Here is a 12,728-nt window from a genome sequence, read left to right on the forward strand (position 1 = left end):
GAGTATTTTTCAATGAGTAAACACATGAAAACTATGGACGGCAATACAGCTGCCGCGTATGTATCGTACGCGTTCACTGACGTTGCCGCGATTTATCCGATTACTCCATCGTCACCGATGGCAGAGCATGTTGATGAAATGGCTGCCCATGGCAAGAAGAACCTTTTCGGCCAGAAGGTTCGCCTGATTGAAATGGAATCAGAGGGCGGCGCGGCAGGTGCTGTACACGGCTCTCTGCAGGCAGGCGCGCTCACAACAACCTATACGGCATCCCAGGGCATGATGCTCATGATTCCGAACATGTATAAGGTTTCCGGTGAGCTTCTGCCGGGCGTGTTCCATGTCAGTGCGCGTGCGCTTGCTACATCCTCGCTGAACATTTTCGGCGACCATCAGGATGTTATGGCTGCCCGTCAGACGGGTGTTGCGATGCTTGCTGAAAACAGCGTGCAGGAGGTAATGGATCTCGCTGCTGTTGCACATCTTGTCGCAATCAAGGGCCGTATTCCGTTCGTTAATTTCTTCGATGGTTTCCGCACATCACATGAGATTCAGAAGATTGAGGTCATTGATTATGCGGATTTCGATAAGCTTCTTGACCATAAGGCTGTTGAGGAGTTCCGTCACCGCGCTCTGAATCCGGACCATCCGGTAATCCGCGGTACAAGCACGAATCCGGATGTATATTTCCAGATGCGTGAGAGCGTAAATAACTACTACGAGGCAATTCCTGACCTTGTTGAGGAAACAATGGCAGAGCTTGCCAAGATTACAGGCCGCGAGCACCATGTATTCGATTACTACGGCGCATCCGATGCCGACCGTGTAATCATCGCAATCGGTTCCTTCTGCGAGACAGCCAAGGAAGTTGTTGATTATCTTAACGCGAACGGTGAAAAGGTCGGTGTGCTCTGCGTACACCTCTATCGTCCGTTCTCACTGAAATATTTCTTCAAGGCACTGCCGAAGACGGCTCAGAAAATTGCTGTCCTCGAACGTACGAAGGAGCCGGGTGCTCTCGGTGAGCCGCTTTATCTCGATGTATGCTCGGCTTTCTTTGAAAGCGGAGAAGCACGCAAGGTCGTAGGCGGCCGTTACGGTCTCGGCGGTAAGGATGTTACTCCTGACCAGATTTTCGGTGTGTTTGAAGAACTCAAGAAGGATGCTCCAAAGAATCATTTTACAATCGGTATTGAGGATGATGTAACGAATACTTCCATTGCACCGGCAAAGAGCGATGTAGACCTCACACCGGAGGGAACAACGGCGTGCAAATTCTGGGGCTTCGGCTCAGACGGTACTGTCGGCGCAAACAAGAGCGCTATCAAGATTATCGGCGACAATACGGATATGTATGCACAGGCGTACTTTGCTTACGATTCCAAGAAATCAGGCGGTATCACGATTTCGCATCTCCGCTTCGGTTCGTCCCCGATTCGTTCCCCGTACCTTATCAACAAGGCTAACTTTATCTCCTGCTCCAAGGAGTCCTATGTAACGAGCTATGACCTTCTGGCAGGACTCAAGCCGGGCGGTACATTCCTTTTGAACACGACCTGGACTGAGGCTGAGCTTGACGAGCATCTGCCTGCAGCTATGCGCCGTTACATTGCAAACAACAATATTAAATTCTACATTATCAACGCGGTAAAGATTGCTCAGGAGCTTGGCCTTGGCGGACGCTTCAATATGATTATGCAGTCGGCATTCTTCAAGCTTGCTAATATCATTCCGCTTGATAAAGCTGTCAAGTACCTCAAGGATTCCGTTGTTACCTCCTACGGCAACAAGGGACAGAAGGTCATTGATATGAATAACGGAGCCATTGACAAGGGTATTGACCCTGAGGCTCTTATCGAGGTCAAGGTACCTGCTTCCTGGAAGGATGCGGCTGATGCTCCGCAGGTTGAGGAAGATGTACCGGCATACGTGAAGAACATTCAGATGGTTATGAACCGTCAGGAGGGTGACAAGCTTCCTGTCAGCACATTTACTGATTATGCTGACGGTACCTTCGATGTAGGCTCTGCCGCATACGAGAAACGCGGCGTCGCTATTTTGGTTCCGGAATGGCAGAGCGACCTCTGCATCCAGTGCAACCAGTGCTCCTTCGTATGTCCGCATGCTGCTATCCGTCCTGTTCTTACAACGGATGAAGAAAAAGGAAAAGCACCGTCTGCGATGGAATTCAAACCGGCGCTGGGTGCAAAGGACCTCAACTTCACAATCGCTGTATCCCAGAAGGACTGCCTTGGCTGCGGCAACTGCGCAGAGGTATGTCCGGCACCGAAGGGCAAGGCTCTTGTTATGAAGCCGCTGGGTGAGCAGATTGATAAACAGCCGGTATTCGATTACGCTGTCAAGGAAGTTGCTGCAAAACCGAATCCGATGAACAAAAAGACTGTCAAGGGCAGCCAGTTCGAGCAGCCGCTGCTCGAATTCTCCGGCGCGTGCGCAGGCTGCGGCGAGACACCGTATGCAAAGCTTATCACGCAGCTTTTCGGCGACCGCATGATGATTGCAAATGCTACAGGCTGTTCCTCTATCTGGGGCGCTTCCGCACCGTCCATGCCGTACACGAAAAACGCGCAGGGACATGGCCCGGCATGGGCAAATTCCCTCTTTGAGGATAATGCTGAATATGGTCTTGGTATGTTCCTCGGAACAAAGGCTGTCCGTGAGACGCTGGCAGACGATTTCCGTGCTGCGCTTGAAGCAGGAAAAGGCTCTGATGAACTCAAGGCTGCTTTGCAGGATTGGCTCGATAATATAAACAACGGTGAAGGAACACGCGAGCGTGCAGATAAGCTCACCGCGCTTCTTGAAAAAGAGAAGGGCTCAGATGAGCTTCTTAATAAGATTTATGACAAGAAGGACTTCTTCGTCAAACGCTCCCAGTGGATTATCGGCGGCGACGGCTGGAGCTATGATATAGGCTACGGCGGACTTGACCATGTTCTCGCTTCCAACGAGGATGTTAATGTTCTTGTTCTCGATACGGAGGTTTACTCCAATACCGGCGGCCAGTCCTCGAAATCCACACCGACAGCTGCTATCGCGCAGTTTGCCGCAACGGGTAAGAAAACGAAGAAAAAGGATCTCGGCATGATGGCAATGAGCTATGGCTATGTCTATGTCGCACAGATTGCTATGGGCTCTGACAAGAATCAGGCAATCAAGGCAATCACGGAGGCAGAGGCTTATCCGGGACCGTCCCTCATTATTGCTTACGCACCGTGCATCAACCACGGTATCCGCGCAGGTATGGGCAAGAGCCAGCTTGAGGAAAAACGTGCAGTTGATTGCGGATACTGGGCTACGTACCGCTACAATCCGGAGCTTGTCGGAACTGATAAGAATCCGTTCGTGCTTGATTCAAAAGAGCCGACGGCTGATTTCCAGGAATTCCTGCAGGGAGAGGTTCGCTTCTCGTCACTGAAGAGAGCTTTCCCGGATATTGCCGAGGAGCTTTATCAGAAGACAGAAAAGGATGCAAAGACACGTCTCGCAGGTTATCAGAAGCTTGCAGGCAAGTAAAGAATAAAAAATGCCGGCACCTTTATCGGGTGTCGGTATTTTTTACTTGGTTTGCAATGTCAGATAGGGTTTGCTACACTGATTCCGGCATTGCAGCAGGATATAGTCAGATGACAGTGCGTCAGCGGATGCACACGGAAGGAGACACTAGATGCGGATAGAGGATATAGGCGCGGTTATCGCGCGTGAATTGAAGATAAGACCAAAGCAGGTTGAGGCGGCGATGGAGCTTCTGGACGGCGGGAACACGGTGCCTTTCATCTCACGTTACCGTAAAGAGGCGACGGGAGAGCTGGACGAGGAGCAGGTGCGCACGGTGGAGGAGCGGATGACGTATCTTCGCAACCTCGTGAAGCGGCAGGAGGAGATTGTCGCGAAGATTGAGGAACAGGGGAAGATGACGGACGAGCTTCGGGAAGCTATAGGAAAAGCACAAAAGCTTCAGGAGCTGGAGGACATATACCTTCCCTACAAGCAGAAGAAACGTACCCGTGCGCAGATAGCAAGGGAGCGTGGTCTCGCGCCGCTGGCGGAGGCGATGCTCGCCCAGCAGGAAACGGTGCGGGAGGCTCTTGATGTGGCGGCGGATTTCATCGATGAGGAAAAGGGTGTTGCCACAGCGGAGGATGCATTGACAGGCGCCGAGGATATCGTGGCTGAGACGGTTATGGAGGAAGCGGCACTTCGTCAGAAGATGCGCAAGAAGTTGTGGCAGACGGGAATTATCGTCACCGAGCTGGACAAAGAGGCAGAGGAGAGCCGGACCTTCCTGATGTATGACAATTACGAGGAGCCTGTGCGTACACTGCCTTCCCACCGCGTGCTGGCTATTAACAGAGGTGAGAAGAAGGGCTGTCTCAAGGTTCACCTCAAGACGGATCATGAGGCAAACTGCGAGGCTATCTATCGTGGTGTTTTGAAGCAGCCGTCGAGTTTTGCCGAGCCGCTGCGCCTCGCTGTGGCGGACGGCTATAAACGGCTGCTCTTTCCAACGCTGGAGCGCGAGATTCGTACGGAGCTGACGGAAAGCGCTGAAGCGCAGGCAATTCATGTCTTCGGCGCTAACCTTAAACAGCTGCTCCTGCAGCCGCCGCTTGCCGGTCATGTGGTACTGGGACTGGACCCCGGTTATCGTACGGGCTGCAAGCTGGCTGTGGTGGACGCAACGGGCCACGTTCTCGACCACGGTGTCATTCAGGTAACGCAGAGCGACGCCGCGAAGCAGGCGGCCGAGCAGAAGGTGCTGGGACTGATAAAGAAACACCATGTGACGCTGGTATCCATAGGCAACGGCACAGCTTCTCTTGAAACAGAGGAATTCACCGCGAAGCTCATCAAGGAGCATGATCTTAAAGACGTTCATTACCTGATTACAAACGAGGCAGGGGCTTCTGTCTATTCCGCCTCAAAGCTGGCGAAGGAGGAGCTGCCGGAGTATGACGTGACAATACGTGGTGCGGTGTCTATCGCACGCCGCGTGCAGGACCCTCTCGCCGAGCTTGTCAAGATTGATCCGAAGGCCATCGGAGTCGGGCAGTATCAGCATGACGTCAATCAGGCGGAGCTTTCTCACACGCTGGACGCCACCATCGAATCTGCCGTCAACCACGTTGGTGTCGACCTAAACACAGCGTCGGGTGAGCTACTGCGCCACATCTCAGGCGTTAACGCCAACGTTGCGAAGAATATCGTAGCATATCGGAATGAAAACGGCTCCTTCAAGAAAAGGCAGGAGCTTTTGAAGGTACCGCGTCTTGGCCCTGCGGCATTTACCCAGTGCGCGGGCTTTCTGCGCATCCGGGGAGGCGCATCGCCCCTTGACAATACTCCGGTGCATCCCGAATCATACGAGCTTGCGGAAAAGATACTTGCCCGTCTGGGACTTGAGCCAAGCGACCTTGGTGATCGTAAGTCCGTAGATTTCCTCGCGGCAAAGGCCAAACTCGTAAATGAGGAAAAGCTGGCTAAGGAGCTGAACGCTGGTGTTCCAACCGTCCGTGACATCCTCGCGGCGCTGGTGAAGCCCGGCCGCGACCCCCGTGAGGACCTGCCTGCGCCGCTGACACGGCAGGCCATCGTCAAGCTCTCTGATATCAAACCCGGTACCATAATGCGCGGCACAGTGCGTAATATTACTGATTTTGGCGTATTCGTGGACATCGGTATCAAGACGGCAGGACTCATCCATATCTCCGAGCTTAGCAATAAGCGCGTGCGCCATCCTCTGGACGTAGTCGCCGTGGGCGACGTGCTGAACGTCATGGTCATCAATGTGGATGAGGAGCGGGGACGTATAGGCCTGTCACTTCGGCAGGTTCCGGCAGAGCAGAGCGCGGTCTGAGAGGCAGTTTTTGGACCGGTCACCTTAATAAAAACGTCCAACTCCGGTAGTCTGCGCTTCGATTTGCAACTTAATTTGCAATGACACGGATGGTGTGCTACACTGTTTCTGGTTTGGATTCCATAAAAATTCCCGAGCATAATCACATTGCAAAATGTGGAATATGTTCGGGATTTTTATTTTTGCAGCAGCTCTGTTTTTGCCTGCAGCATTATTTCAAATGTACGGGGCCATGGGAACCATGAATCCTGCGATAGACGGTGGGCTGAGAATGTTCCGAAGGAATTTTCTGAATGAAGCTCTACTGGAGCACGCCACGCATAAGAGCCGGAAAAGGATTCCGCGCGAAGACGCATAGCCCGTTGGAGCATGGCATTTGCCCAGCGTGAATTATGGTCGAGGTCCAGGTCAGAGGTATTTACATAGCCTGCGCGAATGAGTGAAAAGTTCACGCTGTCGATGATATCCTTCAGATAAAAATAGTCCTCAAGAAAACGCTGGTCGAGATATGTGAACTGCGCATGAGCGAGTGCAGCAAGCTCTTCAGGCGATTCTGCCCTGCGGCGCGCTGTTTCAAATATGACGGCCTGGGCAACGGCAGTGCCTATGGCATTGCTTGCCGTGTTCCATCCCGCATAAGAATAGAGAGCGTGAAGAGGCGTTCCGTTTTTTGTCAGGAACGGAAGCAGCGCTTCATCGCCGCGGAATTCAAAACCAAGGTCTACAAGGGCAATGTGTTTTCCGTTGTCAATTGCGGTCTTGATTTCATCGGAATTTTTCCTGCGGGAGGAAAGTGTTTCGCGGTCATTTGCGGAAAGATACAGTGTAAAATCTGACGCTGCTTCAGAGGTATGGCGGCCGCCCACAAGGATGATTTTTTCCTGTGCGGTGTTTTCCATCGTGGCGGCCATATATGGCATAATACGCCAGGGTGTCGCTTCGCTGTTGCATTTTATTGAAATGCCTGGAGAAAATCCGTCTCTTTGTGCTTCTATATAGGCGAGAAGCGACAGGGCGATTTCATCTGCTCCGAAGGTGAGAAATACTTTTTCGTCACTAAGCTTCAAGGTCTTTATGTGGCGGATGAGCTCGCGTTTTTCGCGGTTGGGTATGCCGTAGCGTTCTCCGTCATCCTGCCCGATTACCAGGCGGTTAAGTGCCCCACCTGCGGCAAGCTCAATAAGTCTTTTGTTAAGACGCGCGTTTTCGGAGAAGAGCAGGTCATAACGTCTGAGACTTTCAGGTGGAATAACTGAACGGAGCCACTCAAGCTCGCCAAGCTCATCCTCTGACGGTGCAGTTGCAATATCTATGCGGTCGGCAAGACGTGAGTATTCCATGAGATATTTTTTTTCATCACGGCCGTCAATGCTGTCCGGCGGAAGTATGCGCGGAAGTATGTTGAAGGCATAGAGCGGTATGGCGGGGTAAGCGGTATGAAGGGAGTTTAGAAACGCTATCAGTCTGTCGGCATCCTCTGATGTCTTTTTTGCTTCACGGGAGGCAAGGAGACCTCCGTGCAGCAGCTGGTCTATGGAAAGAATGGCGGCATCACAGCCTGCTATGTTCTCCATAGTCCATTTCTGCAAAGCCTCAGTTTCACCGGGCTGCGAATAGTAATCAAGAATTTCGGTGGGAGGCGTCACAATTTCGCAGCCGGCAATACGTGCCGCGTCGATTACGAAGGTGCGGCATGGCGGACGGCTGTCCAGAGGTACAAGCAGAATACGATGTGTAACCTTCGGGAATGAGGTGACAGGAACGCCTGACTGTACGGGATGATATATGATATTGTAGGCTGCGATGAGAACGCAAAGAATTACCGCGAGCAGCGCGGCACTGTACCTTCGCTTCAAGGGAATCCTCCTGTCTCATGTGAATAGGACATTTTGAGAAAATGCCGCAGAGGAAGTTTTGCCTTTGGCAAAACTGGATCAAATGCGTTATAATCATCTAGTGTAATACACAAAAATGAATAGAATCTGCTTATGTATTAATCATAACATAGCTCGTAAGCGTGAACAAATAATGGAGGGGTTTTATGCGGGCGGTGGTAACGCGGGTAAAGAGCGCATCGGTAAAAATCGACGGCAGTGTGAACGGGGCAATCGGACAGGGTTTTTTGGTTTTGCTTGGGATTGGGCCGGATGATAACGAAGAAATTGTAGAGAAAATGGCAGATAAAATCTGCGCGCTCCGTGTATTTGAGGATGCGGAAGGAAAGATGAATCTCAGCCTTGAACAGGTCGGGGGAGGGCTTCTCGTTGTCTCACAGTTTACGCTGTACGCAGATTTGAAAAGCAGACGCCCGGGTTTTTCCAAGGCCGCGAAGCCTGAACTTGCGGAGCCGCTTTACGAAAAATTCATGGAGGCATGCCGCGCACATGGTTTTGATGTTGAGCACGGTGAGTTTGGTGCAGAAATGCAGGTGGAGTCCGTAAATGACGGTCCTGTGACGCTTTTATTTGACAGTGAACGCAGGGATGGCGGCGGAAAAAATGCATAAAAATAACGCTCACGGATATTCCGTGAGCGTTATATCATTCAGATGAATTAAGCCTTTGCTTCAACAGCTTCGTTGAGTCCCTGCATGAGTACATCAACGTCAATGCCGTGAGCAAGAGCACCCTGTTCAATGTTTTCAAAATGAGCAGCAGCGCAGCCGAGGCAGCCCATTCCTGAATTCATGAATACCTCAACGGTATCCGGATATTTCTGGACAACCTCCATAATGCTCATGTCCTTTGTAATCGTCATGCTATAAACCTCCTGATTAATATAATCTTTGCTTTTGAATTAGCAAATAAATTATATCATGTTCGTGGGGAATATGCAATTTGCAAAAGAACAACTTATCAACAAAACCTATGGAAATTTCGTTTAAGACGCGTTAGAATAAAACGATAAGTAATTTTCGGGAGGATTTTTATGAGTATGACGATAGGCTCCATTGGCGGCATTCCTATGTATCTTTTCGGAAGTATTGCCGCAGTGGGGATTTTGCTGGGATTGATGCTGACAAGGTGGACGGCATGGCTTTATGATGAGTCGTTCCCGTTTGCTGTTGACGTGGCACTTTGGGGCATTCCGCTTGGCCTTATTTTCGGACGTATCGGACACGTGCTGAGGTTTTGGGAATTTTTTGCCGATGACCCAGTAAAAATCATGTATTTCTGGGAGGGCGGTTTTTCTCCCTACGGAGCAGGCATTGGATTTGTTGCCGCACTTTTTCTGTGCTGCAAAAAGGAGGGGGAATCCTTCTGGCGCTGGATGGATGTCATGGTGCCTGCTGTATCACTGATGCTGGTGCTGTATGCCTTCAGCGGCTTTTTCCTGCAAATGACAGTTGGAATGCCGCTGCCCCTTGATATTCCGAATGATGATGCGCTGGCAGAATATGTCGAGTATTCATACCGCCCGTCGGGATTTGAGGGTTACGAATATTTCAAGCCTGTAGCTCTTTATCAGACAGGGCTTATGGGGATTGTTTTCCTGCTTACAATTGTTATGACGATATTTCAGGCGCGCGGAAATATAATGAACGCAGGGCGGCTGGCACTGATGTCGATTTTTATTGCGGCTCTGGTGCGGTTCGGATGCGGTTTCTTTTATCTTGCTACGAAGCCGGGACTGCATATGGGGCAGATTGCGGCGCTCATTGTTATGACAGCCTGTGCAGTGCTTTTTATCACACGGCGCGGCGTGAAAAAGTGGTCTGTTTACCGCTGAGAGGAGAAAGAGAATGAGAATAGAAACACCAAAAAACAGGGGGCAGGTAAGTTTACTCAGTAAAATACTGCTGTTTGTTTTCATTGCTATGCTGCCGCTTCTGCTGTCCAGTCCTAAAAGCCTTACGGCATCTAGGGGAATGGACCGTGTGAACGGCGTAAAAATACTTGTTCTGAATTATCACAAGGTTGATAACCAAAATATATCTCTGTCTGTTCTTCCAAAGGATTTTGATCGTCAGATGAAATACCTGAAGGATAATAACTTCCACACGATTACTATGGATGAAATGTACGCTGCTCTGACTGAGGGGGCGGAGCTTCCAGAAAATCCGGTAGTCATCACATTTGATGACGGATATGATGACAACTACAAGTACGCATATCCGATTCTCAAAAAGTACGGCTTCAAGGGAACCATATTTGTAATTACCAGCTTTCTTGACAGAAACCAGCCGGGCTATATTACCTGGGGGCAGGCACAGGAAATGGAATCCAGCGGTGTTATAAACATAGAGTCCCATACAGTCACACACAGCTCAATGACAGAGCAGACGGATGAGCAGCTGCGTTACGAGATGGCTGAGTCAAAACGGGATATAGAGCAGCGCCTTGGAAAGACAGTGGGCTTTATCGCCTACCCGACGGGAACCTTCAATCTTCACATCGCAAGCCTTGTGAAGGAAGCCGGGTACAAGGGAGCATTTACCATAAAGTACGGAAATGTTGACCGTGCAAGCAATCTCTACGCACTGGAGCGCGTGCCGATTTTCCATACGGAAGACACATACCGTTCGTTCCTTGAGAGACTGCAGTATGTCCCTGTGTTTGAGCGTCTCGGATGGATTAAAAGCTGACATTTACCACGCTCAGACCACAGAAAATAAAAATGAGATAATTGTCCCAATCAAATGCGCCGATAATATATACGGCGCATTTATTTTGAATTAAATATAACAGAAGTTATACAAAATTACACATGATATTGTGTCTATGAAAAAAATAACACAAAAATATAGTATGACCGGAATTAAAATTTAATAAGATGAAATGTATATAAAACCGTTACATTTTAGGAAAAATATCCTGATTTGTGACGGTTTTTATAATGTTTGGAACGTATGCTTGGTGGAATTAGGTGGGAGGAATGAAATAAAATGAGGATAAAAGTGGGGAAAAGTGGTAAAATGTGGTTGTAAAGGTTGAAAGGTGGTGATGATGAAATGTTAATGGGTGAGCACGCGCATACGGTGGACGCCAAAGGCCGTGTCATTCTGCCTGCGGAATTCCGCGCGGATCTGGGGGAGCATTTCGTCATCACACGCGGACTTGATACCTGCCTTTTCGTATACGGGGAAGAGGAATGGGATAAGTTTTCCAAGAAGCTTATGTCTCTGCCTACGACGAATCCTGAGGCACGCGCTATTGTACGTTATTTCCTTTCAGGGGCGCGTCAGCTTGAGTGTGATCGTCAGGGAAGATTCCTGATTCCGAGCAATCTCCGCCAGCACGCAAAATTGAAAAAGGATGTCGTGCTGAACGGTGTTATAAACCGCATCGAAGTGTGGAGCAAGGATGAGTGGAATACTTACAACGATTCTATTTCTTCTTCTGTCGAACAGATGGCGGCAACGCTGGCAGATTTGGGTATCTGAGGAGGGGCTTCGATGGAATTTCATCATGTAAGCGTGATGCCGGAGGAGACCATTCGCGGACTTTTGACGGACTTAAGCGGTATCTATGTTGACTGCACATTGGGCGGAGCGGGCCATTCGGGCCGTATCGCCGAACAGCTGACTGAAAATGGGCGTATCATTGGTATCGATCAGGATGCCGAGGCTATCGAGGCAGCGGGAAGACATCTCGCGGGAAGCCGGTGCCGTGTTGATATAGTCCATGACAATTTCCGTAATCTTGATGCGATCCTTGAGGCACAGGGTGCCCCTTTGGTTGACGGGGTTCTGTTCGACCTGGGGGTATCCTCGCATCAGATAGATGATGCGGAACGCGGCTTTTCCTACATGCAGGATGCGCCGCTGGATATGCGAATGGATCCGAACGGACTTCTGACCGCGGAGGATATCATAAACGACTGGGAAGAAGATGAGCTCAACCGTATATTTCACGAATACGGTGAGGAACGATGGTCGAAGCGTATTGCTCAGTTCATAGTTGAGGCAAGGAGCGAAAAACGCATAGAGACAACCGGCGAGCTGGTGGATATAATCTGCCGGGCGATTCCAAAAGCGGTGCGCAGAGCGGCTGGAGGACATCCTGCAAAGAGAGTGTTTCAGGCGGTACGCATTGCGGTGAATGATGAGCTTGGGATTCTTGAGAAGTCCTTCAGGGCTGCCGTGAAGCATTTGAAACCGGGCGGACGCATCGCGATTATTACGTTTCATTCGCTGGAAGACAGAATCGCAAAAAATACATTGAGAGAATTGGCAAGGGGCTGTATATGTCCACCGGAGCTTCCGGTGTGCGTATGCAATCATAAGCCGGAAATAAAGCAAATCGGAAAGGCTGTTCAACCGGGGAAGGATGAGATGGCTGAGAATCCGAGGAGCAGGAGCGCAAAGCTCAGAATAGCCGAAAAACTTTGACGGGCGTCTGTAAGGAAGCATGACGGGGATGCTCTTAGGGGAGGAGAATAGGAATGCCAGCCAGACAACTTCGGGAAGACTATTACTATGAAGAACAGCCTGCGAAAGTCGTGCAGCCTGCACCTAAACGGGCTCTAAAGGAGCGCCCGCATATAAACACAAATCTTCGGTTCCGCGTGGGAGTGCTGGCAGTTGCTCTGACGCTTACGGCTTCGATTACGGTTGCGCGTACCGTTATAAATGCGACGCGCGGGTATGAGCTTGTGCAGACACAGAATCAGGCTGCGCAGCTGGAAAGAGAAAATAAGCAGCTTGAGCTGCAGATTGCAGAGATGCGGTCGCCGGAGCGTATAAAAAATATTGCGACGAATGATCTCGGGATGAGCGTTCCGCGCGATGTTTATTTCGCTGCGGAAAAATAACAAAAATCAGGGGTGCCTCAGGGCACCCCTTTGTTTTTGAGGGGATATTTTGTTTGGAACAAACTTTGATATAATATATACATTATGGTACAAAGTG

At 50.2% G+C, this 12,728-nt stretch carries 10 protein-coding genes; 8 read left to right on the forward strand and 2 right to left on the reverse strand.

The genetic code is table 11. The annotated features are described in order from the left end of the window. Positions 1-12 precede the first annotated feature (12 nt). Positions 13-3,537 (forward strand): pyruvate:ferredoxin (flavodoxin) oxidoreductase, encoded by a 3,525-nt coding sequence (nifJ, locus tag BUA83_RS01905; RefSeq protein ID WP_072934480.1) that lies wholly within the window; start codon positions 13-15, stop codon positions 3,535-3,537. Positions 3,538-3,688: 151 nt separating this feature from the next. After that, on the forward strand, positions 3,689-5,878 hold the full coding sequence (locus tag BUA83_RS01910; protein ID WP_072934481.1) for a Tex family protein: 2,190 nt from the start codon (positions 3,689-3,691) through the stop codon (positions 5,876-5,878). Positions 5,879-6,054: 176 nt separating this feature from the next. Here the strand turns inward: BUA83_RS01910 and BUA83_RS01915 are convergent, their stop codons facing one another. Continuing rightward, complete coding sequence (locus BUA83_RS01915; protein ID WP_072934482.1) at positions 6,055-7,734, reverse strand: DUF4127 family protein; 1,680 nt, start codon at positions 7,732-7,734, stop codon at positions 6,055-6,057. Positions 7,735-7,919: 185 nt separating this feature from the next. Here BUA83_RS01915 and dtd point away from each other — a divergent pair, with 185 nt between their 5' ends. Continuing rightward, complete coding sequence (gene dtd, locus BUA83_RS01920) at positions 7,920-8,384, forward strand: D-aminoacyl-tRNA deacylase (protein ID WP_072934483.1); 465 nt, start codon at positions 7,920-7,922, stop codon at positions 8,382-8,384. Positions 8,385-8,431: 47 nt separating this feature from the next. Here dtd and BUA83_RS01925 read toward each other — a convergent pair whose 3' ends face one another. Continuing rightward, the gene (locus BUA83_RS01925) at positions 8,432-8,635 is read right to left on the reverse strand and encodes a DUF1858 domain-containing protein (RefSeq protein WP_072934484.1); all 204 of its coding nucleotides are present in this window, start codon (positions 8,633-8,635) and stop codon (positions 8,432-8,434) included. Positions 8,636-8,806: 171 nt separating this feature from the next. Between BUA83_RS01925 and BUA83_RS01930 the strand changes: the two genes are divergently transcribed. The 5 genes from BUA83_RS01930 to BUA83_RS01950 all read left to right on the forward strand — a co-directional run bounded on the left by BUA83_RS01930 (position 8,807) and on the right by BUA83_RS01950 (position 12,631). Continuing rightward, entirely contained in the window at positions 8,807-9,607 is an 801-nt protein-coding gene (locus BUA83_RS01930; RefSeq protein WP_072934485.1) for a prolipoprotein diacylglyceryl transferase, read from the forward strand. A 13-nt stretch (positions 9,608-9,620) separates the two neighbouring features. Beyond that, positions 9,621-10,463: a polysaccharide deacetylase family protein gene (locus tag BUA83_RS01935; RefSeq protein ID WP_072934486.1), complete on the forward strand. Its 843-nt coding sequence runs from the start codon at positions 9,621-9,623 to the stop codon at positions 10,461-10,463. A gap of 366 nt (positions 10,464-10,829) precedes the next feature. Beyond that, on the forward strand, positions 10,830-11,261 hold the full coding sequence (gene mraZ / locus BUA83_RS01940) for a division/cell wall cluster transcriptional repressor MraZ (protein ID WP_072934487.1): 432 nt from the start codon (positions 10,830-10,832) through the stop codon (positions 11,259-11,261). A 12-nt stretch (positions 11,262-11,273) separates the two neighbouring features. Continuing rightward, the gene (gene rsmH, locus BUA83_RS01945) at positions 11,274-12,209 is read left to right on the forward strand and encodes a 16S rRNA (cytosine(1402)-N(4))-methyltransferase RsmH (protein ID WP_072934488.1); all 936 of its coding nucleotides are present in this window, start codon (positions 11,274-11,276) and stop codon (positions 12,207-12,209) included. Positions 12,210-12,262: 53 nt separating this feature from the next. Further along, positions 12,263-12,631, forward strand: coding sequence for a septum formation initiator family protein (locus BUA83_RS01950; protein ID WP_072934489.1), 369 nt, complete (start codon positions 12,263-12,265; stop codon positions 12,629-12,631). Positions 12,632-12,728: the final 97 nt, after the last annotated feature.

Origin of the sequence: Schwartzia succinivorans DSM 10502 (assembly GCF_900129225.1) — a bacterium.
Classification (GTDB): domain Bacteria; phylum Bacillota; class Negativicutes; order Selenomonadales; family Selenomonadaceae; genus Schwartzia; species Schwartzia succinivorans.